This window comes from Croceicoccus sp. Ery5 (assembly GCF_020985325.1).
Classification (GTDB): Bacteria; Pseudomonadota; Alphaproteobacteria; order Sphingomonadales; family Sphingomonadaceae; genus Croceicoccus.
Genome location: NZ_CP087587.1, coordinates 2,800,369 through 2,819,341 on the forward strand (window position 1 = coordinate 2,800,369; position 18,973 = coordinate 2,819,341).

At 61.6% G+C, this 18,973-nt stretch carries 24 protein-coding genes and 1 tRNA gene; 6 read left to right on the top strand and 19 right to left on the bottom strand.

Features of this window, described 5'->3' with window-relative positions; translation table 11 throughout:
- Positions 1 to 40 precede the first annotated feature (40 nt).
- The 6 genes from LOZ74_RS13275 to LOZ74_RS13300 all read right to left on the bottom strand — a co-directional run bounded on the left by LOZ74_RS13275 (position 41) and on the right by LOZ74_RS13300 (position 4,433).
- A complete protein-coding gene (locus tag LOZ74_RS13275; RefSeq protein WP_230291558.1) occupies positions 41 to 169 on the bottom strand; it encodes a benenodin family lasso peptide in 129 nt (42 codons plus the stop codon).
- Positions 170 to 282: 113 nt separating this feature from the next.
- Positions 283 to 906: a GntR family transcriptional regulator gene (locus tag LOZ74_RS13280; RefSeq protein ID WP_230291559.1), complete on the bottom strand. Its 624-nt coding sequence runs from the start codon at positions 904 to 906 to the stop codon at positions 283 to 285.
- Positions 875 to 1,768: a phytanoyl-CoA dioxygenase family protein gene (locus LOZ74_RS13285; RefSeq protein ID WP_370638833.1), complete on the bottom strand. Its 894-nt coding sequence runs from the start codon at positions 1,766 to 1,768 to the stop codon at positions 875 to 877. Before LOZ74_RS13285 ends, LOZ74_RS13280 begins: the two co-directional genes overlap by 32 nt.
- A gap of 11 nt (positions 1,769 to 1,779) precedes the next feature.
- Positions 1,780 to 2,400 carry an acyl-homoserine-lactone synthase gene (locus LOZ74_RS13290; protein WP_230291560.1) on the bottom strand — a complete coding sequence of 207 codons (621 nt, stop codon included), beginning with the start codon at positions 2,398 to 2,400 and terminating at the stop codon, positions 1,780 to 1,782.
- 89 nt (positions 2,401 to 2,489) lie between these two features.
- Complete coding sequence (locus LOZ74_RS13295; RefSeq protein ID WP_230291561.1) at positions 2,490 to 3,230, bottom strand: LuxR family transcriptional regulator; 741 nt, start codon at positions 3,228 to 3,230, stop codon at positions 2,490 to 2,492.
- 333 nt (positions 3,231 to 3,563) lie between these two features.
- The gene (locus tag LOZ74_RS13300; protein WP_370638834.1) at positions 3,564 to 4,433 is read right to left on the bottom strand and encodes a toprim domain-containing protein; all 870 of its coding nucleotides are present in this window, start codon (positions 4,431 to 4,433) and stop codon (positions 3,564 to 3,566) included.
- A 168-nt stretch (positions 4,434 to 4,601) separates the two neighbouring features.
- Between LOZ74_RS13300 and LOZ74_RS13305 the strand changes: the two genes are divergently transcribed.
- Both LOZ74_RS13305 and LOZ74_RS13310 read left to right on the top strand, forming a co-directional pair.
- Positions 4,602 to 5,261, top strand: coding sequence for a lytic transglycosylase domain-containing protein (locus tag LOZ74_RS13305; RefSeq protein WP_230291563.1), 660 nt, complete (start codon positions 4,602 to 4,604; stop codon positions 5,259 to 5,261).
- A gap of 68 nt (positions 5,262 to 5,329) precedes the next feature.
- The gene (locus LOZ74_RS13310; RefSeq protein WP_230291564.1) at positions 5,330 to 5,482 is read left to right on the top strand and encodes a DUF5818 domain-containing protein; all 153 of its coding nucleotides are present in this window, start codon (positions 5,330 to 5,332) and stop codon (positions 5,480 to 5,482) included.
- Positions 5,483 to 5,659: 177 nt separating this feature from the next.
- Here the strand turns inward: LOZ74_RS13310 and LOZ74_RS13315 are convergent, their stop codons facing one another.
- Positions 5,660 to 6,946 carry an integrase arm-type DNA-binding domain-containing protein gene (locus LOZ74_RS13315; protein WP_230291565.1) on the bottom strand — a complete coding sequence of 429 codons (1,287 nt, stop codon included), beginning with the start codon at positions 6,944 to 6,946 and terminating at the stop codon, positions 5,660 to 5,662.
- A gap of 157 nt (positions 6,947 to 7,103) precedes the next feature.
- Positions 7,104 to 7,193, bottom strand: a tRNA-Ser gene (locus LOZ74_RS13320).
- Between the two features lie 155 nt (positions 7,194 to 7,348).
- On the opposite strand from LOZ74_RS13320, the gene hspQ reads away from it, so the two are divergent.
- Positions 7,349 to 7,783 (top strand): heat shock protein HspQ, encoded by a 435-nt coding sequence (gene hspQ, locus LOZ74_RS13325; protein ID WP_230280418.1) that lies wholly within the window; start codon positions 7,349 to 7,351, stop codon positions 7,781 to 7,783.
- 74 nt (positions 7,784 to 7,857) lie between these two features.
- Here hspQ and LOZ74_RS13330 read toward each other — a convergent pair whose 3' ends face one another.
- Positions 7,858 to 8,712, bottom strand: coding sequence for an ABC transporter permease (locus tag LOZ74_RS13330; protein ID WP_230291566.1), 855 nt, complete (start codon positions 8,710 to 8,712; stop codon positions 7,858 to 7,860).
- Positions 8,713 to 8,830: 118 nt separating this feature from the next.
- Here LOZ74_RS13330 and LOZ74_RS13335 point away from each other — a divergent pair, with 118 nt between their 5' ends.
- Together LOZ74_RS13335 and LOZ74_RS13340 are read left to right on the top strand one after the other, a co-directional pair.
- A complete protein-coding gene (locus LOZ74_RS13335; protein WP_230280416.1) occupies positions 8,831 to 9,496 on the top strand; it encodes a GcrA family cell cycle regulator in 666 nt (221 codons plus the stop codon).
- Between the two features lie 109 nt (positions 9,497 to 9,605).
- Positions 9,606 to 9,848 (top strand): hypothetical protein, encoded by a 243-nt coding sequence (locus tag LOZ74_RS13340; RefSeq protein WP_230291567.1) that lies wholly within the window; start codon positions 9,606 to 9,608, stop codon positions 9,846 to 9,848.
- 18 nt (positions 9,849 to 9,866) lie between these two features.
- Here the strand turns inward: LOZ74_RS13340 and LOZ74_RS13345 are convergent, their stop codons facing one another.
- The 9 genes from LOZ74_RS13345 to rbfA form a co-directional block, all read right to left on the bottom strand.
- Complete coding sequence (locus LOZ74_RS13345; RefSeq protein ID WP_230291568.1) at positions 9,867 to 10,556, bottom strand: spermidine synthase; 690 nt, start codon at positions 10,554 to 10,556, stop codon at positions 9,867 to 9,869.
- Positions 10,557 to 10,630: 74 nt separating this feature from the next.
- Complete coding sequence (gene pnp, locus LOZ74_RS13350) at positions 10,631 to 12,937, bottom strand: polyribonucleotide nucleotidyltransferase (protein ID WP_230291569.1); 2,307 nt, start codon at positions 12,935 to 12,937, stop codon at positions 10,631 to 10,633.
- A gap of 198 nt (positions 12,938 to 13,135) precedes the next feature.
- Positions 13,136 to 13,405, bottom strand: a complete 270-nt coding sequence (gene rpsO / locus LOZ74_RS13355; RefSeq protein WP_230280412.1) for a 30S ribosomal protein S15 — start codon at positions 13,403 to 13,405, stop codon at positions 13,136 to 13,138.
- 21 nt (positions 13,406 to 13,426) lie between these two features.
- The gene (gene truB / locus LOZ74_RS13360) at positions 13,427 to 14,395 is read right to left on the bottom strand and encodes a tRNA pseudouridine(55) synthase TruB (protein WP_230291570.1); all 969 of its coding nucleotides are present in this window, start codon (positions 14,393 to 14,395) and stop codon (positions 13,427 to 13,429) included.
- Between the two features lie 108 nt (positions 14,396 to 14,503).
- The gene (locus tag LOZ74_RS13365) at positions 14,504 to 14,992 is read right to left on the bottom strand and encodes a hypothetical protein (RefSeq protein WP_230291571.1); all 489 of its coding nucleotides are present in this window, start codon (positions 14,990 to 14,992) and stop codon (positions 14,504 to 14,506) included.
- A gap of 82 nt (positions 14,993 to 15,074) precedes the next feature.
- Positions 15,075 to 15,761: a site-2 protease family protein gene (locus tag LOZ74_RS13370; protein WP_230291572.1), complete on the bottom strand. Its 687-nt coding sequence runs from the start codon at positions 15,759 to 15,761 to the stop codon at positions 15,075 to 15,077.
- Positions 15,762 to 15,802: 41 nt separating this feature from the next.
- Positions 15,803 to 16,723: a VOC family protein gene (locus LOZ74_RS13375; protein WP_230291573.1), complete on the bottom strand. Its 921-nt coding sequence runs from the start codon at positions 16,721 to 16,723 to the stop codon at positions 15,803 to 15,805.
- 148 nt (positions 16,724 to 16,871) lie between these two features.
- The gene (locus LOZ74_RS13380; RefSeq protein ID WP_230291574.1) at positions 16,872 to 17,468 is read right to left on the bottom strand and encodes a thymidine kinase; all 597 of its coding nucleotides are present in this window, start codon (positions 17,466 to 17,468) and stop codon (positions 16,872 to 16,874) included.
- 15 nt (positions 17,469 to 17,483) lie between these two features.
- On the bottom strand, positions 17,484 to 17,879 hold the full coding sequence (rbfA, locus tag LOZ74_RS13385; protein ID WP_230291575.1) for a 30S ribosome-binding factor RbfA: 396 nt from the start codon (positions 17,877 to 17,879) through the stop codon (positions 17,484 to 17,486).
- A gap of 134 nt (positions 17,880 to 18,013) precedes the next feature.
- Here rbfA and LOZ74_RS13390 point away from each other — a divergent pair, with 134 nt between their 5' ends.
- Positions 18,014 to 18,334, top strand: coding sequence for an RcnB family protein (locus tag LOZ74_RS13390; RefSeq protein ID WP_230291576.1), 321 nt, complete (start codon positions 18,014 to 18,016; stop codon positions 18,332 to 18,334).
- Between the two features lie 50 nt (positions 18,335 to 18,384).
- On the opposite strand, the gene LOZ74_RS13395 is transcribed toward LOZ74_RS13390, so the two are convergent.
- Entirely contained in the window at positions 18,385 to 18,924 is a 540-nt protein-coding gene (locus LOZ74_RS13395; protein ID WP_230291577.1) for a DUF1697 domain-containing protein, read from the bottom strand.
- Positions 18,925 to 18,973 lie beyond the last annotated feature (49 nt).

The window sequence follows — 18,973 nt, forward strand, 5'->3', positions numbered from 1 at the left end:
GGCTGGCGCGCCATAGGGCGCGCCAGCGATATCGGGTTCTTCAATCTTCGCCGATGCCGGCGACGCGCTGCAGGCCGCCAATATCGAACGGATCAAGACCATCCCCTTGCGTCTCGACGCTTGCGACGCCGAGATCGACCAGTTCGTCGTGAAGTTCATGCGTGTCCATGATCATCTCCTTTGTTCCACCGCGATCAGTCGCGGCAGTCCAAGAGTCAGGACCTCGCCCCCAAATCCCAAGTTTATATGGCGCGTATTTGAAGGAAGTTCAGGGGCAATATCTCAGCCATTCGCGCGATAGCGCAGGCGCAAAAGGTCGGGCACCGCAGCAATTCGCCGCCGATGATAGCGCCCGAGCAGCACCCGGCGGTTTTCGGCCTGCGCCAAGGCGGCGAGTTCTTCACCGCAATCACCGAACCAGATTTCTTCGCCGATCCGCACCGCATGCAGGCGGTCGTTTAGCGCATTAACCGCAGCGAGTTGTTCGCAATTCCCCGACAGCCGCGCCATTCCAGCAAAGAGCACTTCGGCGCGTTCGGCGACCGTACTTGTCGGGGGCTCCTCAGTTTGCGGCACCGGCAGATCGACAAGACGCGGGGCGGCGAGCAGCAGTTGCAGGTTCCAGGCATAAAGATCTCGCAGGTCGGGTTCCGTAAGCAAGGGCACCTGGAAGCCCTCGCCCGCTGCATCGACCATGCGCTCGCCGGTGAGGCGGTAGAGCGCATCGCGCACCGGGGTGATGCTGGCAGCGAGCTCGTCGGCAAGCGCGGCCGGATCGAGACGGGCGCCGGGTGATCTGCGGCCTTCCCGCAGCATCTGCTTCAGGCCTCCATAGACCCGATCGAACACCGGCGCCGCATTCATCACAAAGCGCTCAGCGGCCGCCGTTTGCACGACCGAGGCCACGGCGGAACGCGCCGACCATTTCCGCCTGGTCGGGCCGTAACGCGTCGACAGCACCGATCCTGTCGGGAAGGCCCTCGCCCAGCAGAACCGAAGGGCACAGGCCTTCCCAATTGCCGAGATTGGGGCGATGCTGGCGATAACCTACCAGCGCAGCGAGTTCGGGAGGGAAGCGCCGTGCGACGTCAGGTGGATAGGCGAGCCACTGATTTTCATAGGGCTTGAGCCAGCCGAGGGCATAAGAGACGATCATCCCCCGGCGGATCGCTTCGCTGCTATTGCCGCCGGCACCGTGCAAGGTCGATCCCAGAAAGATCAGAGCCGAGCCCGGCACCATCTCGACAGCGACGCTCATATCCGGTTCGCTGGGATCAAGTGCGCGTGCACCATGACTGCCCGGATAGACCAGCGTCGCGCCATTCTCCTGCGTATAGGGCGTGAATGGCCACATTACATTGAGCAGATATTCCGTCTCGCCCTTCACCCCTTCCCACATATCCTGGTCACGATGCGGCATTTGCTGCGGGGCGCCGGGGTGAATTTCTATGGCCTGGGTAAGGTTGAGTTGAACCGTATCGCACCACGCACCAAGCGCACGTTCGACAAGTTCGATGATGAGCGGATGCTGGACGAACGCAGCGGCATGCTCCGAGCGTGTCAGCAACCGGCCAAAGCGTTTGGTATACTCGCCGTAAAAGTCCCCGCGACAGAAATCGGTCTCCTCGAATTGGGGGGCGAGATCGGCGTCGAGCGCCGCCACCTGCGCGGGCGGGACGAGATCGGGCACGGTGCAATAGCCGTGCAATAGGAGCTGCACCTCCCAATGATCGGCAGGAGAGAGCGGGAGTTGCATCTGCGTTGCCATAGTCCTCACCCTCAGGCTGCGTGGCGAATGGTGTGGGGCGCGACAAGCGGCTCCGGAACTAGTCCGGCACTGGCGAGCAGCATCGGCGTTTCATGAGTTATCGCGATCCGCAGCGCCCCGAGAAGGCTCGCGCCTTTCTCGCGCGGCAATCCGAGCGGTTCGCAGTCCCAGCCAAAGGCAAGGATCTGCTGCAGCCAGGCGATCTCGGCGACGCCGGTATAGGCCTCGACGCCGCTTGCCAGCGCATGGTTGGCGAGTGCGCAGACCAGCGTGTCGCGGACCCGGCGGCGCTGGCGGGCATTCTGGCGTGGGTCCAGAGCAAAACGAGTGATCTCCCGGGTCGTCGGCCCTTTCGGCACCGCGTCCTCGCAAAGATCGGGAAAGAGCGTATCGAGGATGTGCGGCCGCTCGGTTTCAAGCAGCCGTGCCGACCCGAGATGCTTGCCGCACTCATCGGAGAGGATGAGATATATAGCGCGCGGATCATCGAACTGATCGATTTCGTATCGCCCGGCGAGCACCGGAACGTCCCAGCCGAGCAAGTCGACGAAGATACGCTTGCGCGCCTCGAACATTGCAGCGAGAAGGCCGTCGGGCACACCATGGGTGCCATTAAGGGTCGTCAAATACATGATGGTCGCTCCCGTCTGATGGACGGGTGACCCTCACCCCGGCGGCGATTTTCGCCTATCCCCAGTTCTGGGGATAGTGCATTCTAGCGTCAGAAGATGTCGCTGAAAGAAATCAGCCCGTCGAACAAGGCGCGCACTGCCAGCACAGAACGCTTGGGCACGTCGTAGCGTTCACGCGCCTGTTTGAGATGCTGAGTGACCGTTTCCTGGCTCAGGCCCAGAATCCGTGCAATCTCCCAGTCGGTCTTGCCGCGCGCCATCCACAGGACGCAGTCGCGTTGGCGTTCAGTAAGTGTCGGCGCGTGGAGATCGAAATTTCTCGAGCCGTTGATCCGGCGCGCCGCTTCAAACGCGAAGGCGCCGGCCAATTGCGCCAGCGGCAAATTGTCGACCGGCATGGATCGCCCGGGTGCCACTGCGAACGAGCAGGATCCGGTTGCTTCGCCCGGGACATGGGCAGGGACCGTGAAACCGTCGCCAATCCCGCTTGTGCGCGCATGTTCGAGTACAGTCAGGTCGGTTTTGGTGAGCCGGATGAGATCGGGCACCCGCTGCCAGGTGAATCCGATGCTCGTTGCCTGGCTGGCGCGGTGGACCGGATCGCTCACTCCCAGACGCCGAGCGTCGAACCAGGCGACCCAGTCGTCCGGATAGTTATGGAGCCGCATTCCCGCTTGGCCGGCTGCCGCGAAGTCGACGTGATGGGTCAGTGCGAAGTAATCGAAATCCATGCTGGTTGAAACACAGGCCAGCGCTTGCACGAGATCGGCGTTCGTCGACGCCTGTTTCGCCAGGCCGAAAAACTCCCTGGCTATTCCCAATCCGCTCATCGTCCGCATCGATCGAGGGGGCGTTTCCCAACTCGCCGGATCCCGCAAATCGCCTTTTATGGGCCGGGCGGCCTCGGTCTCATGTCGCGCCCCCGAACCTGCTGTACCGCCTCCTTCCGGGCATCCCTTTTCACCCGCTCTCCAATTGACGGAAAGCGCCGCGCTCCCACGCAGCTTGTGCTTGTGGCATCCTATTGGAGATGCCGAACAATTATTTGGCTTCAGCCCTTTCCAAAATGCAAATTTTTGAGAACTGTTCGCGGCAATTTTTCAACTACCTTGATTGCTGCTCCGTGTTCGGATCCGTGGAACTTAACCTGCAGGGGCCGCTTTTCATGCCGAAGTTCGGACCGCGCGCATGAGTACATCGTTCCAGTCGTCCCCGGCTCGCTCTGACCGTCGGGTAATAATCCGCCGACCTTCGCAGGCATACGCCTCGCGAGCTCGCTCTTCGGCAAGTCTTCCGCCCGCATCGTTGTCGACAAAGAGATAGAGTTCCCGCACCGAGTCCGGGATTGTGACCAGTCCAAAGCGTTCATTACCGAGTGTCGCCCAGCAGGGAATATTAAACAGCTGCATCGCTGAGAGAGCCGTTTCGTTTCCTTCTGCGAGGCCGAGGCGTCCTCCATCCGGATTTGCGAAACGAACTGCGCCAGAACCGGGGCTGCCCAGCGCGCGTTTGGGCTGGGCAAATGATGCCAGGCGGTGCTTGCCAATATCGATGAAGGACCGGTGCAGCGCCAATATGCCGGCATCATTGCGGACGGCCGCCACCATCGCCGGCAGAAACCGGACAGCACCCTTTGGCCCCAATGGCATGCGTGGATGGAAGCGCAGCTCTGGCGACGATATGCTGATACCTCTGGACGCGAGATAGTGCTCGGCGGGGCTCCCGGCCAGGGGAGATGCCTCGAGCCAAAGCCTGAGAGCATTGCGATTGGCGACCTCCTGCCGTGGCTCGGCCACGATCGGACCAGCTGTGCCATCGAACAGATCCGAAATCCGTATCCCAACCGCGGCCATGGCTTCGATAACCGCCTCGTTCGTGCAGCCGGCAAAGCAATGGACAAGGATGGCCCGTTTGCCGAGCGTGATGCTGAGCGAAGGAGTACGATCGACATGCGCCGGGCAGCAGCACATTCCGCGCGACCGCGACCAGCTGCCACCCAACTGCTCGACGATGTTGCGGGCACGGGTTTCCAATCTTGCGCCTTGGACTTTAGGCGACCGGTCATGTTGCACGGGGGCATCTCCATCGTAACCTGCCGTCACCCGCGCAGCCTCCGCTCTGCGTCGCTTGGGATTCAATTTTCCTACAATAATCGTTCTATATATGTTCCGCCTCGATTCGACTATCAAGGAAATCGGGCGATGACACGGAAATGGGCAGTGACCGCTGCAGCCGTGACGGGGTTTGCACTCACCGTGCCTGCTCACGCGCAGGAACAGCAATCCTCTGACGGGCTTGCCGCGATGGAACGCACAACCGCCGGCTTCCGCGTTACGGAAGGGTCAGCCGGCTTTCTGCTTGTCGAGCATGACATTTGGCCCACGCAGCCGGCGACCGCATCAAAAATGCCGGTTGCCGACACGGTACCAACCGATTTGCTCCATAGACAACGACACCGCCAGGGCAGCACGCCGTCCGGCTTCCGCCGCGCAAGCTACCTCCCCCATGTTCACGCTGCGGAGGCCCGATACGCACTGCCACGCGGTCTTCTCGATGCGCTTGTTTGGACAGAGTCCCGTTACAATCCACGGGCCATCAGCAAAGCGGGCGCGGCGGGCCTGGGGCAATTGATGCCCGGGACGGCGCGCGACCTTGGTGTATCCAACCGCTTTGATCCAGCTGCCAACGTCTTCGGCGCGGCAAAATACCTTCGCCAGATGCTCGACAAGTTTGGCGTAGTTCCGCTAGCGCTCGCCGCTTACAATGCAGGTCCGGGCGCCGTTGATCGCGCGGGCGGCATTCCGCGCAATGGCGAGACGCCAGCCTATGTGCGCGAAGTGCTGCGCCAATGGCGCTTTTGAACAAGGGGGTAGTAGTGAGCGCCGGTCGAATACGCATCTCGGGAACGCTGAGCCGCGGGAAGCGCGGAATGATCCTGACAACAACAGACGATGCCTGGATCATCGAATGCGACGAGATCAAGGACGAGCTTATCGGCGCTAACGTCACCGTTGAGGGCGTTGTCGCAGGCATGAACCGTATCCATGCAGACTGGATTGGCGAAGAAACGCGGTCATCCTGATTCAAACAGTTGTGACTTAGCGAATGGGAAGGAGCACTCCATTCCCAATGCCAGTACAAATCTGGCATGGCCCCCCGCATGAATGAGGCTTCAAGCGAAACTTCCGCGGGTCAGTGCCGATCGTCACCGGAAGCCCGATCCGAACGATCGATCCACTTCCGATAAGGGTAGGACCGGCTATCTTGAAGGATATTCCAATAGCTTCTGCGGCGATGGAAAAATGCCGAATATCATTCGTGCCCATTCGTCGGCTATCTCTCGCCGACGGTCGAGAAATGCCGCTCGATTGTAAACGCCTTCGGAGCCCGAAACGCCTTCGGGTATATGCGCCAGCATGAGATCGATCACCAGTCGATCACTCGGAGTGCCGTTTCGTTCGGCCCATTCGTTCATAATTGTTGAGAAAGATGCTCGCCAGCCATGCGGGACATGCCTGCCCTGGTATCCACAGCGATTGTAGAAATAGCTCAAGGTATTCTCGCTCATTGGAATGCGGGCATTCCTGTTGCTGGGAAAGACCAGTGGTCCACGACCGGTAAGCTGTTTTACGGCTTGCAGGACCGCGACCGCCTCGGGCGCAAGCGGCACAAGATGCTCGAAAGTATCTTCTCGTTTCAGCTCACTCGTAAGCTTCATATGACCGGGAGGAATTCGCCAGATCGCAGAGCTGGAGGGTTCTGAGCCTTCCCAATCGATGCCCTCCAGTTCGGTCCACGACATCGACCGCACAGCCCCAAGACGCTGGGCCGTCATTGCAACAAATCTCGAAGCAAGCTTGGTGAGCGGTGAGGCAAATTCGATCTCGGTTTTACGGATCATATCCTGCAAGCCTTCCACGCTGAGAATGGCGGGGCGCTTGCGGCTACGCGGTACCGGCTTGAGGGCTTTTCCAACGACGGCTGCTGGATCTCTGCCTGATCGACCCTCGGCAATTGCGTGCACAAAGACGGCAGACATTCTCTGCCGGACGCGATGGGCGGTCTCAATGGCGCCACGACGCTCAATCTTTCGAAGCACCGAAAGAACCACCGGCTCATCGATTTCTGTCACTGGCAGCGCACCGATCCACGGGAATATTTCCTTCTCGAGGCTGGTGATCACATCCCTCGCGTGGACGGCAGACCAACGCTCCTCCTGCAGAGCAAACCAGTCCCTGGCCACAATCTCGAAAGTATTTGTTTTAGCCAAAGTCCGAGCAATGGCAGCCTTCTTGGCTTCGATGCCGGGATCTTTCCCATCCGCCAACAGCCTGCGCGCCTCCAGCTTACGCTCGCGAGCCTCCTGCAAGGAAAGTTCGGGATAGGTCCCCAAAATGAGCCTGCGCTCCTTTCCCGCAAACCGATATTTCAACCGCCAACTGCGACGACCGGATTTAGCGACAAATAGGTACAGCCCCTCGAAATCAGCGAGTTTGTAATCCTTCTCTTTCGCCTTCGCCTTCCGCACTGCAAGTTCGCTGAGCATCTGTGCCCCCAATTTTGCAATTCGATGCCCCCAAATGTGCCCCCAAATGTGGCGGATCCATATGGAAAAATCGAAACAAATAGAGAACACAAACTAGCCGAAAATGGCCAAAAATCAAGGAAAACCGTGGGTTTCCGGACGCTTGAGGAAGGGTGACTGGCGGAGAGGGTGGGATTCGAACCCACGGTACGGTTGCCCGTACACCGCATTTCGAGTGCGGCGCATTCGACCTCTCTGCCACCTCTCCGCGAGGACTGCACGCGGGCGAAAATGCCCGCCGGTCGTTAGGAAGCCGGGCGGTTAGCCGATGATGTGCCGCTTGCCAAGGGCCAATTTCAACCTTTCGGGGTTAACCCGTCGCTTCCGCTTGTGGGTTAACGCGTTGGAACCTATATTACAGCCATGCCCGGAAGTTTTCGCAACATCCCGCACCAGGGCGCGCCAGAGCGCGATACCCGCTCCTCGTTCTTCTCGCCGCAGGCCGGAGGCACGGTTTCAGCACCGAAAATTGCCGAAGCCCGCTTCGCCATCGGCGATATCGTGCGCCACAAGCTGCACGATTTTCGCGGGGTGGTGTTCGATATCGATCCCGTCTTCGCCAATAGCGAGGAATGGTACGAATCGATCCCCAGCGCCATGCGCCCGATGCGCGACCAGCCGTTCTATCATCTCTTCGCCGAGAATGAGGAATCGAGCTATATCGCCTATGTCAGCCAGCAAAACCTGATCGAGGACGGCATTGGCGGTCCGGTCGAACATCCTTCGATCGAAATGGTGTTCGGCGACTATGATCTGGATGGCGAACGCTATACGCTGCACCGCAGCCTGAGGCACTAGGCCGCCCGCCTGCGGCCCGTCTGCGGGGCGGGGTTTGTTCGCCCCGCCCTCAGCGCATCGCGCTATCGCGGCGATCAGCTTTTCAGCTTCCAGCCGGACTTCAGCACCAGATAGGTCGCGATCAGGAAAACCGCGTTCAGAACGCCAAGGCCGATCCCTGCCCACAGAACCGCATGGCCGTTATTGCCGATGTCGCTTTCGACCAGAAAGCCATAGCGGAAGCCCGATATCACGTAGAAAAACGGATTGAACCGGCTGATCGTCTGGAAGACGGGCGACAGATTGTCGATCACGTAAAACGTGCCCGACAGCAGCGCCAGCGGCGCGACAATGAAATTGGTGACCGCCGCGTTATGGTCGAACTTCTCGGCCCAGATCGACGTCAGCACGCCCATCAGCGACAGCAGGATCACGCCCATCAGGCCGAACCAGACGATCGCCACCGGATGCGCCAGACGCAGTTCTGCGCCGGGATAAACCCATACGGCCGCGCCCACGGCCAGCCCGACCAGAATGCCGCGCGTAACTGCCGCGCCGACGATGCCGATCAACAGTTCCAGCGTGGATAGTGGCGGCATCAGATAATCGATGATCGTGCCCTGTATCTTGCCGCCCAGCAGCGAAAAGCTGGCATTGGCAAAGGCGTTTTGCATCATCCCCATCACGATCAGCCCCGGCGCGACGAAAGTGGTGAAGTTCACGCCCAGCACTTCGCGCCCGCCGCGACCCAGCGCGACCGAAAATATCACCAGATAGAGCAAAGTCGTAATCGCAGGGGCCCAGATCGTCTGCGTCTGCACCTTGAAGAAACGGCGGACTTCCTTAATATAGAGGGTCCACAGCCCCAGCCGGTTGATCCGGCCGATGACTGGCTCTCCGAACTGGTGAAAAGCTGGATTATTGGCGGTTTCTGGTGCGGGGTCGTTCATTAAATGCTCGCGTAATGGCGGGCAATCGATATGGCAAGCGCGCGCCGCGGAACAAGGGCATGGCCGGATTCGGCCAGCATTAATCCCGCCGCGCCAGACGGATTTTTTTGGAGAACGCATGAGCTGGACCGACGAACGGATCGAGAAGCTTACCAAGATGTGGGAAAGCGGCTCGACCGCCAGCCAGATTGCCGAGGAACTGGGCGGGGTCAGCCGCAATGCGGTGATCGGCAAGGCACACCGCCTTGGCCTGAAGGCACGCCCCTCTCCGGTCAAGGAAAAGGCCGCGGCCAAGGCCAAGCCCAAGCCCGCGCCGAAGAAGGTCGACGCCGCACCAAAGGCAGAGGCGCCCGCGCGCCCCGCGCCTGCGCCCGCACCGGCTCCGCGGGCCGCAGCGCCGGTCGCAGCCGCGCCGGAAGTGCGCCCCGCCGCGCCGCAAAGCAACCAGCCGCGCATCGTTTCGGTCGGCCCCGGCGGATTTTTGCGTCAGGGCCCCGGCGATCAGCAGTCGCCGATCCCGCCCGCGCCACCGCGCCGTCTGGTTCCTGCCAAGCCCAGCCCCGAGATCGAGGGCAAGACGAGCCTGCTGGATCTGAACGACCGTATCTGCCGCTGGCCGATGGGACACCCCGGCGAGCCCGATTTCCATTTCTGCGGCGAAAAGGTGAACCCCGGTTTCCCCTATTGCGTCGAACATTGCGGCCGCGCCTATCAGGCACAGCTGCCCCGCGGCGCGCGCCGTCCACCTCCGCCGCTGCCTTTTGGCGGTCCGCGGGTACGGTAAAAGACGTAGACCGGCCTCTAAAGGCAAAATCGAACGATCGGCCCGCCCTGCCCCATGCAAGGCGGGCTTTTTCGTGGGTCGTTAACGCGCCTTGCCGTATGGTCGCGCCATGGAACCGCAGGATCCGCACGAGAACTGGTATCGCCGCAAGATCGGTCGCCGTCTGGAAACGGGACTGAACCGTATTGTGGCGTCTGTTCTGGGCATCGTCGGATTCGTGGCGGGCTATCTCTCGCTTCCAACCGACGAACATGGCCTGCGATGGATCGGCATGATCTGCGCGGTCATCATGTTTTGGCTGGCGGGAAAATGCTGGCGTGCACGAAAATCGGTGATCGACATCGGCGAATAGGCATTCCGTTGCCGGCGTTCACCCCTCTCGGCGCGAGCAGAACCAGATCGTGTGCTTGGGCCCCTTGCCCTTGCCCTTCGCGTCGTAACGGGCACTGACTTCGACCGGTTCGACGTTGAAACGCGCTCGTTCCAGCTGCTTGGTAAAGCGCGGATCGGGCGCGGCGGACCAGATCGCCAGCACCCCTTCGGGCGTAAGCGCACGGTGCGCGGCAGCGAGCCCGGCGTCGGAATAGATGCGGTCGTTCTCTTCGCGCACCAGCCCGTCGGGGCCATTGTCGACATCCAGCAGGATCGCATCATAGCGGCCGGGCCGCTCTGCGATGGCATCGGCCACGTCGCCCATCCGCACGGTCACGCGGGGATCGTCAAGACAACCGTCTGCCACTTCGGCCATGGGTCCACGCGCCCATTCGATGATTTCGGGCACCAGCTCGGCCACGGTGATCTTCGCTTTGGGGGGCGCCTGTTTCAATGCCGCGCGCAAGGTAAAACCCATGCCATAGCCGCCGATCAGCAGATGAGGCGCGGGCACATGGGCAAGCCGGTCGAGGCTCATCACCGCAAGCGCTTCTTCCGATCCGCGCATGCGGGTGCTCATCAGCTCGTTTCGGTCGAGCACGATCATGAAATCGCGGCCATGGGAATAGAGGCGCAATTCCTCGCCCCCCGGAACCTGCGCCGTGCCCAGCAATTCGCGCGCCAGCATCTTGTCTTCTCCTGCTGACAAAAAAGGCCGCCGGATCGCCCCGGCGGCCCCTTTCGTTCGTCATGTCAAAGGACTTAGTCGTCCTTCAGAAAGGCGGGCATGTGGTCGGGGTTGCCCCCTTCCTTGCCTTCACCGCCATCGCGGTCACGGCCCCGATCGCTCCTGGGTCCGCGATCACGACCGCCACGGTCGCCGCCACGGCCACCACGGTCGCCACGCGGGCGACGGTCACCGCGATCGCCGCGCGGTTCGCGGGGTTCGCGCGGAGGACGGGTGTCCTCCAGCTCTTCGCCGGTTTCCTGGTCGACCACTCGCATCGACAGGCGGACCTTCCCGCGGTTGTCGATCTCGAGGACCTTGACCTTCACTTCCTGGCCTTCCGACACGACGTCGGTCGGCTTTTCCACGCGCTCGTTCTTCATTTCCGACACGTGGACCAGTCCGTCCTTGCCGCCCATAAAGTTCACGAATGCGCCGAAGTCGACGATGTTGACGACCTTGCCGTTGTAGATCTTGCCGACTTCCGCCTCTTCGACGATGCCTTCGATCCACTTCTTGGCAGCTTCGATCTGCGCGATGTCGCTGGACGAGATCTTGATCACGCCCTCGTCATCGATATCGACCTTGGCGCCGGTTTCGGCGACGATCTCGCGGATCACCTTGCCGCCGGTGCCGATGACGTCGCGGATCTTCGACTTGTCGATCTGCATCGTCTCGATACGCGGAGCGTGGGCCGACAGTTCGGTGCGGGCCGAACCCAGAGCCTTGGTCATCTCGCCAAGGATGTGCGCGCGGCCGGCTTTCGCCTGCTCAAGCGCCTTGGCCATGATTTCCTTGGTGATGCCGGCGATCTTGATGTCCATCTGCAGGCTGGTGATGCCCGCTTCGGTGCCTGCAACCTTGAAGTCCATGTCGCCAAGGTGATCCTCGTCGCCGAGGATGTCCGACAGAACCGCGAACTCGTCCCCTTCGAGGATGAGGCCCATGGCAATGCCCGACACCGGACGCGCAATCGGAACGCCCGCGTCCATCATGGCAAGGCAGCCGCCGCAAACGGTCGCCATCGAGGACGAGCCGTTGGACTCGGTGATGTCCGACAGGATACGGATGGTATAGGGGAATTCGTCCTTCGTCGGCAGCACGGGGTGCAGTGCACGCCATGCCAGCTTGCCGTGGCCGATCTCGCGGCGGCCCGGAGCGCCGAAGCGGCCCACTTCACCGACCGAATAGGGCGGGAAGTTATAGTGCAGCATGAAGTTCGAATAGGTCAGGCCGTCAAGGCCGTCGATCATCTGCTCGGCGTCCTTGGTGCCCAGCGTGGTGGTGCAGATCGCCTGCGTTTCACCGCGCGTGAACAGGGCCGAACCATGCGTGCGGGGCAGGAAGCCCGCAGTCGCTTCGATCGGACGGATCTGGTCCAGCTTGCGACCGTCGATGCGGGCACCGTCCTTCAGAATGGCGGTCCGGACGATCTCGGCTTCCAGCTTCTTGACCAGCTTGCCCGCGGTCATCTGCGTCTGGCCATCGGCCTCGGCAAACTTCGCCTTTGCTTTCGCGCGCGCTTCGTTCAGCGCGTTCGAACGTGCCGACTTGTCGGTCAGCTTGTAGGCAGCGGCGATATCCGCGCCGACCAGGCCGCGCAGCTCTTCCTTCATGCCCGCGCTGTCGTCCGACAGGTTCAGTTCCCAAGGTTCCTTGGCAGCCTGTTCGGCAAGATCGATGATCGCGTTGATCACCTTGCGCGATTCGTCGTGGGCGAACATCACGGCGCCCAGCATTTCTTCCTCGGTCAGCTCCTTGGCTTCCGATTCCACCATCATCACCGCTTCGCTGGTGGCGGCGACGACAAGGTCGAGGCGGCCGTCTTCCAGCGCGGTTTCCTGACGCGGGTTCAGCACATATTCGCCGTCGACAAAGCCGACGCGCGCCGCACCGATCGGACCCATGAAGGGAACGCCGCTGATGGTGAGGGCAGCCGATGCCGCGATCATCGCGACGATATCGGCCTCGGTCTCGCCATCATAGCTCATCACCTGGCAGATGACGTTGATTTCGTTATAGAAACCTTCGGGGAACAGCGGGCGGATCGGACGGTCGATCAGACGGCTGGTCAGGGTTTCCTTCTCGGTCGCGCCGCGTTCGCGCTTGAAGAAGCCACCGGGAATGCGGCCTGCCGAGGAGAATTTTTCCTGGTAGTGAACGGTGAGCGGGAAGAAATCCTGCCCGTCCTTCACGGACTTGGCGGCGGTCACGGCGCACAGCACCACGGTTTCGCCATAGGTGGCCAGAACCGCGCCGTCAGCCTGGCGGGCGATACGGCCGGTTTCGAGGGTGAGGGTCTTTCCGCCCCACTCCAGCGATACGGTTTTCGTGTCGAACATGTATTTTCCTTATGAACCCGCAGTGCCGTATTGCAGCGCGGGGCCTACTGCCGGGGATACCGTCCCGGTCCGGTGCGGGGCCTTTTTGCTGCCCCAAGGCGCTCTCGCCGGATTGCGAGAATTGCCCGTATTAAGGGGCCGTTTCGTCGGCCCCGAATGCGTCAAGGGCGGCCACTGGGGGCCGCCCTTTGGAAACTCTTACTTACGCAGGCCGAGCTTCTGGATCAGCGCGTTATAGCGTGCCACGTCCTTCCTCTTCAGATAGGCGAGCAGCGAACGGCGCTTGTTGACCATCACCAGCAGACCGCGCCGCGAGTGATTGTCCTTGTGGTGATCCTTGAAGTGTTCGGTCAGGTTGCGAATACGTTCCGTAAGGATCGCGACCTGCACTTCGGGACTGCCGGTGTCAGTCGTCTGACGGGCGTTGTCCTTGATGATTTCCTGCTTCTTTTCGGCGGTAACCGACATAGTTTCACTCCGCGACATCGATTACAGATTAAAGCCCCGAAGGACCCTGGCCACCCCGCCTGAAACTTCCATCAGGGCAACCGGCTTGCCGCCGCATTTCGCCCAGATCGTTCCGTCAAGGTGTTCCAGCCCGGTCAATTGCCGGCCCTGTCGGACCGCCTCTGCCTGATCCGGGAGGAGATCGAGGGCCGGGATGTCGTCCAGCCCTGCCTCCAGCGGCAGAAGTATTTCAGCAAGTGGCGCGCCCTTACCGAATTCGTTGAGTTTGTCCAGCGAAATCGCGGATGAGAGGCCAAACGGGCCTGCGCGCGTGCGCCTTAGATAGGTGACATGGCCGCAAGTTCCAAGGGCGCGGGCAATATCGCGCGCAAGGCTGCGGATATAGGTGCCCTTGGATACGGTGGCCTCCAGCGTGACGCTTTCCATCATTTCCAGCGGGATCGCCGCGTCATAGGGATCGGGCCGCCCCGCGCCGATGGCAAAGGTCGAACTGATATCCGCCCCTCGCCCGCGGTGCCCCACCGGCCCCAGCGCATGGATCGTCACACGGCGCGATTTCATCTCCACCTGCTCGCCTGCGCGGGCAAGGTCATAGGCCCGCTCGCCATCGATCTTCAGCGCCGAATATTTTGGCGGCACCTGGTCGATTGCGCCGGTAAACGCCTCGCATATTGCCGTCAGCGCAGCGGCCGGCGGGCGGCGGTCGCTCGTCTCCACGACCGCCCCTTCCGCATCCAGCGTATCGGTTTCGGACCCGAACCGGATCGTGAACTCATAGGTCTTCGTCGCATCCAGCATGCGACCCGCCAGCTTCGTCGCCTCGCCGATCGCGATGGGCAGCACGCCCGTCGCCAGCGGATCGAGCGTGCCGCCATGCCCGACCTTTACCTTGCCATAACCGGCCTGGCGAAAATTACGCTTCACCGCCGCCACGGCCTGCGTCGACCCAAGCTCCAGCGGCTTGTCGAGGATGATCCAGCCGCTGGGCATCACGGGCTGCACTTTGTCGGAACTCGGAAAGATAGGGGAACGCAGATCATGCCGCTTCCAAGGCGGAACACGCTTCGCCTGTCAATGGGCAGAAGGCGTCCCGGTCGTTTAGCCCTCGTCGGTTCCGGAGACGGCGCCTCCATTCTCATCCTCGATCCATTCGATCTGGTCGAACGACTTCAATCCATAGCTGTGACCGCGAATGACGATGACAGAGCGACGATTGAAAGCATTCATACCGCCGGATTCAAAGCCGATATCACGTACAAGGCTTAATTCGCAGCAAGTGCCGATCAATTCCGCGCGATACCATCGGTCGCGCCGGTCGCGCAGGAACAGGGTGCTGTTGCCATGCCCCACCCAACCCGCAATGACCGGATCGTTACCACGGGTACTGCGGGCCCGTGACGAAGTGCCTCCGCTCATAAAGCTGATCTGCGCATCTTCCTTGATCACGCGATAGGGGGCCGGCCCCTCGATCTCTGTCGTCTCGACGCTCTGATCTTGAGCGGCCGCCGGCTGCATACCCGCAAACGTCAGCGAAATTGCAAGAAGTCCAAGCCTCACCCAAATACCTCCATATTCGTCCGTAGCCATGCGATCCCTTCGGATATGGCCTTATCCCTCCCGTCTAGGCAGCCGGTGGTAAAGAACCCGTTTGTCCGAAACGGACCTGCCTTCATGCTCCGGCGATCATTTCCGCAAGGCTGAGAAAAATACCGCGCAGCCAGTCCACCGGCGGCCAGACGACATTCTCGATCACGCCCAGTTCGGGGAAGAACCAGCTGACCGCGATTACGCCGACCAGCAGCAACATGCCCGCGGGACGCAGTTTCGCATAGGCGCGCGCCGCGCTGGGCGGCAGCAGGCCTTCGACGATATGCGAACCGTCGAACGGCGGGATCGGCAGCAGGTTGAAGAAAGCGAGGAAGATATTGATCAGGATGAAGTAGTCGATCCCCGTCACCGTCCATTGCATCGGCACGGACACGCTTGCCGGATCGAGATTGCGCGCCAGCAGGCCGAGCACGACTGCCGCGATGCCCGCCATCACGAAATTGCTGGCCGGGCCCGCCGCCGCCACAGCCATCATCCCGAAACGCGGGTTGTTCAGCCGCCATTTGTTCACCGGCACCGGCTTTGCCCAGCCGAAAACCGGCCCGCCGATCAGCGCCATCGAACCGGGCAGCAGCACCGTGCCCACCGGATCGACATGGCGCAGCGGATTAAGCGACAGGCGTCGCGCCTCTTGCGCGGTGGGATCGCCCAGCAACAGGGCGGACCAGCCGTGCGACACTTCGTGAAAGACGATGGCGACGATCAGGCAGGGAATCAGGATCGCGGCAAGAATGATCTGGTCGGTCATGGCACGGCAGATAGGGCGCTACCCGCCATTCGGCCAGCCCTTCAGACCGGATAACCCAATTCCCCCAACGGCAGATCGCGCCGCGCCATCAGGCGCCGGTTCCCCTCGGCATAGGCGTCCTGCGCCTTGCCGCGCACATCGCTGCGCAATTCAGGCTTGCGATTGTTCAGCCACGGCAGACCCGCCAGCCCGCGCTTGACCGCATGGCGATAGGCCTGCCCACCCGGCAGGTCGAGCCAGCAATCCTTGTTCACTACCGACTGGCGCGTGAACAGGTTGGCGCGACGGAGAATCTGGATCGACAACCGCCCCAGCGCCGCATTGCGCCCCTTCGACCTGCCCGGCCGGTGGCAAAATTCGATCCCCAGTTCCGATTCCATCCGTTTCAGCAAGGCGCCTTCGTCGCGCAGCCATTCATAGGGATAGACATGCACCCGCTCTGCCCCGAACAGATCCTCGTAAAAGGCGATCAGCCGGTCGAAATCGAAATGTTCATATTCGAAGGCAGGCGCCTTCCACGGATGGGTCAGCGCGCCGTGACAATGGCGCATGCCGCCGAAATAGCGCTTTTGCGAGAACGTGCCCCCGCCCGCGACATATTGCGTATAGGATGCGCGCAATATGTCGAACTGGTTGCGGATGAACACCACGATCCGCGCATCGGGCAGAGTGGCATGTATCCGCCGCGCCATTTCGGGACCGACCAGACCGTGCAATCCCCCGTTGTGGAGATAGCCGGTCAGATTCTCCTCGCTCAGAACGACGGGGCGGTTGCGCCCTTCCAGACCGAGCATCTGGCGCGCCTTGTTCGGGCAGAAATGCATGCCCGGCGGGGCCAGCATGGCGGATTGAACGGCTTTGCGTGCGATCAGCTCGTGGCTGCTGGCGGCAGGAAAGACAGTCTTCTGAAACCAGGTCGTGGCGGTCTTGTGATAACCGATATGAACGATATGTCCCGACACAGGCGCACTCCACAAAGTCCCAAGCCCTCTGCGCAGCCCTCTCTCTTACTGCCCAACTCTTAACGGGCCCATGCTTGCCCGAACGGGACTTCTTTACAAGTGTCGGTGTGCACCAAATTGTGTCAGCCGGTGCGGTTTGGTGCCCGTTCTACCCCGAATGGCGGCCCGCTTCGGTAAAATGCCGCCGACACAGCGCCACATAACGGTCGTTCCCGCCAATCTCGGTCTGCGCGCCTTCGACTATGGCATTGCCCTGTGCGTCGACGCGCAGGTTCATCGTCGCCTTGCGCCCGCAATGGCACACCGCCTTCAGTTCGACCAAAGCGTCGGCAATGCCCAGCAGCGCCGCCGCCCCTTCGAACAGCCGCCCGCGAAAATCGGTACGCAGGCCATAGCAAAGCACCGGAATGCCCGCCTCGTCCGCCAGCCGCGCACATTGCCAGACCTGCTCTTCGGATAGGAACTGCGCTTCGTCGATCAGCACGCAGGCGATGGGGTTCACCGCATGCAGCGGCGCGACTGCGTCCCACAAATCGGTTTCGGGGCGATAGAGATGCGCGTCGGCCTGCAACCCGATGCGCGAATGGATCGGCTTGCCTCCGCCCGATTTCGCGCTGCGGTCGTCCAGCGCGGCCGTCCACAGCATGGTCGTCATGCCCCGTTCGCGATAGTTGAAATCGGCCTGCAGCAGCGTGGTCGATTTCCCCGCATTCATGCTGGCGTAGTAGAAGTAGAGCTTCGCCATCGCGCGCGCAGGGCCCTACTCGTCTTCGCCCAGATCGCGCCTGACGCGCGGATCGTCGAGCAGGCGGTCGATGCGGCTGGCCTCGTCAAAGGTTTCGTCCGCGCGGAATTGCAGCCTGGGCGCGAATTTCAGGCCAAGACGCTGGGCGACCTCCTTCTGGAAAAAGGCGGTATTGACCTGCAGCGCCTTGACGATCTTTGCCTCGTCCGCGCCCAGCAGCGGTTTCACATAGACCTTCGCCTGTCGCAGATCGGGCGACATGCGCACTTCGGTCACGCTGACCGCATGGGACGATATCGTATCGTCATGCACCTCGCCGCGCGACAGCAGCTCGGACAGGATGTGGCGCACCCGCTCGCCCACTTTCAGGACGCGGACGGATTGCTGTTCGGGGGTGGAATTACGAGCCATGATTCTTCCCTGCCGATCTTGCGACAATTTGCAACATTTTGCGACGGAGCCAATCGCATGGCCGCCGCGTTTTCCTGACAAATCCCCAACGGACATAGCGATCCGTAAGACACTTTCGAACTGGAGACGAACCGATGAAAAAGATCATGTCCGCCATCATGGCCACCGCCCTGCTTTCATCAGGTGCCGCCATGGCCGCGCCGCAAAGCAACCGTGATAACGGCCGCGACAATCATGGCCAGCAGGTCAGCCAGGCCGCGCACCACAAGTTCACCAAGGGCGAAAAATTCGACCGGTCGAAGGCGCCCAATTACCGCCAGCTCGACTATCACGACCACAAGCGCCTTTCGGTGCCGCCCAAGGGGTACAAATGGGTGCAGTCGGGCGACGATGCGCTGCTGATCGGCGCGACAAGCGGCATCGTTTCGGCCGTGGTTAGCAATTTCCTGCGCTGATTGCCGATAGCGCGCTGTGCCCGCCGCCAATGCGTGGCGGGCACTCTGCCCTATGCTTCCATCTTGTCCAATATACGCTTGAGCGAGGCCATGTTCCGCGCGGTAAAACGCCGGTCCAGCTTGCGCTGGATAAAGGGGCCGGTCAGCCGGCTGTTTCCCGCGCCATCGACATAATCGACATAGATGCAGCGCTCGCCCATGGCGATCCGTTCCGGCCCGCGCCCTTCATAGGCGGCGGTCAGCACGTTGAACTGATCCGGATCGACCTCTCCGTCGAGGAAAAGCGTATGGACAAGCTTGTCCTGCCCCTCTCGGTGGAAAGGGTTGCGCTCGATCGCGGCGCGCACCTCTTCCTTGCTACGCACGGCGGCGAATGTGTCGAAACCGAAGCGGTCCTTCACGATAAAGGCCAACATTTCGGACAGCCCCTCGCTGGGCCGCTCGTCGAACGAGAACAGCACGTTTCCGCTGGCAACGACGGTCTCGACGTCCTCCAGATCCTCCCGCTCCAGCGCATCGCGCAGGTCGGTCATTTTGAGCCGGTTGCCGCCGACATTCATGCTGGCGAAGAAGGCGGCATAGCGGGGCATGGTCGGCTCCTTCGCCGGACGTGTGCTGCGTGGCGGCAGGCAGGATCAG

What these genes read in the sequence shown, in the direction of transcription:
- LOZ74_RS13275 (WP_230291558.1), bottom strand. Translation starts at nt 169, where the DNA reads ATGGACACGCATGAACTTCACGACGAACTGGTCGATCTCGGCGTCGCA.
- LOZ74_RS13285 (WP_370638833.1), bottom strand. Translation starts at nt 1,768, where the DNA reads ATGGCAACGCAGATGCAACTCCCGCTCTCTCCTGCCGATCATTGGGAG.
- LOZ74_RS13290 (WP_230291560.1), bottom strand. Translation starts at nt 2,400, where the DNA reads ATGTATTTGACGACCCTTAATGGCACCCATGGTGTGCCCGACGGCCTT.
- LOZ74_RS13295 (WP_230291561.1), bottom strand. Translation starts at nt 3,230, where the DNA reads ATGAGCGGATTGGGAATAGCCAGGGAGTTTTTCGGCCTGGCGAAACAG.
- LOZ74_RS13305 (WP_230291563.1), top strand. Translation starts at nt 4,602, where the DNA reads ATGACACGGAAATGGGCAGTGACCGCTGCAGCCGTGACGGGGTTTGCA.
- LOZ74_RS13310 (WP_230291564.1), top strand. Translation starts at nt 5,330, where the DNA reads ATGATCCTGACAACAACAGACGATGCCTGGATCATCGAATGCGACGAG.
- LOZ74_RS13315 (WP_230291565.1), bottom strand. Translation starts at nt 6,946, where the DNA reads ATGCTCAGCGAACTTGCAGTGCGGAAGGCGAAGGCGAAAGAGAAGGAT.
- hspQ (WP_230280418.1), top strand. Translation starts at nt 7,349, where the DNA reads ATGCCCGGAAGTTTTCGCAACATCCCGCACCAGGGCGCGCCAGAGCGC.
- LOZ74_RS13330 (WP_230291566.1), bottom strand. Translation starts at nt 8,712, where the DNA reads ATGAACGACCCCGCACCAGAAACCGCCAATAATCCAGCTTTTCACCAG.
- LOZ74_RS13335 (WP_230280416.1), top strand. Translation starts at nt 8,831, where the DNA reads ATGAGCTGGACCGACGAACGGATCGAGAAGCTTACCAAGATGTGGGAA.
- LOZ74_RS13340 (WP_230291567.1), top strand. Translation starts at nt 9,606, where the DNA reads ATGGAACCGCAGGATCCGCACGAGAACTGGTATCGCCGCAAGATCGGT.
- LOZ74_RS13345 (WP_230291568.1), bottom strand. Translation starts at nt 10,556, where the DNA reads ATGCTGGCGCGCGAATTGCTGGGCACGGCGCAGGTTCCGGGGGGCGAG.
- pnp (WP_230291569.1), bottom strand. Translation starts at nt 12,937, where the DNA reads ATGTTCGACACGAAAACCGTATCGCTGGAGTGGGGCGGAAAGACCCTC.
- rpsO (WP_230280412.1), bottom strand. Translation starts at nt 13,405, where the DNA reads ATGTCGGTTACCGCCGAAAAGAAGCAGGAAATCATCAAGGACAACGCC.
- truB (WP_230291570.1), bottom strand. Translation starts at nt 14,395, where the DNA reads ATGCCCAGCGGCTGGATCATCCTCGACAAGCCGCTGGAGCTTGGGTCG.
- LOZ74_RS13365 (WP_230291571.1), bottom strand. Translation starts at nt 14,992, where the DNA reads ATGGCTACGGACGAATATGGAGGTATTTGGGTGAGGCTTGGACTTCTT.
- LOZ74_RS13370 (WP_230291572.1), bottom strand. Translation starts at nt 15,761, where the DNA reads ATGACCGACCAGATCATTCTTGCCGCGATCCTGATTCCCTGCCTGATC.
- LOZ74_RS13380 (WP_230291574.1), bottom strand. Translation starts at nt 17,468, where the DNA reads ATGGCGAAGCTCTACTTCTACTACGCCAGCATGAATGCGGGGAAATCG.
- rbfA (WP_230291575.1), bottom strand. Translation starts at nt 17,879, where the DNA reads ATGGCTCGTAATTCCACCCCCGAACAGCAATCCGTCCGCGTCCTGAAA.
- LOZ74_RS13390 (WP_230291576.1), top strand. Translation starts at nt 18,014, where the DNA reads ATGAAAAAGATCATGTCCGCCATCATGGCCACCGCCCTGCTTTCATCA.
- LOZ74_RS13395 (WP_230291577.1), bottom strand. Translation starts at nt 18,924, where the DNA reads ATGCCCCGCTATGCCGCCTTCTTCGCCAGCATGAATGTCGGCGGCAAC.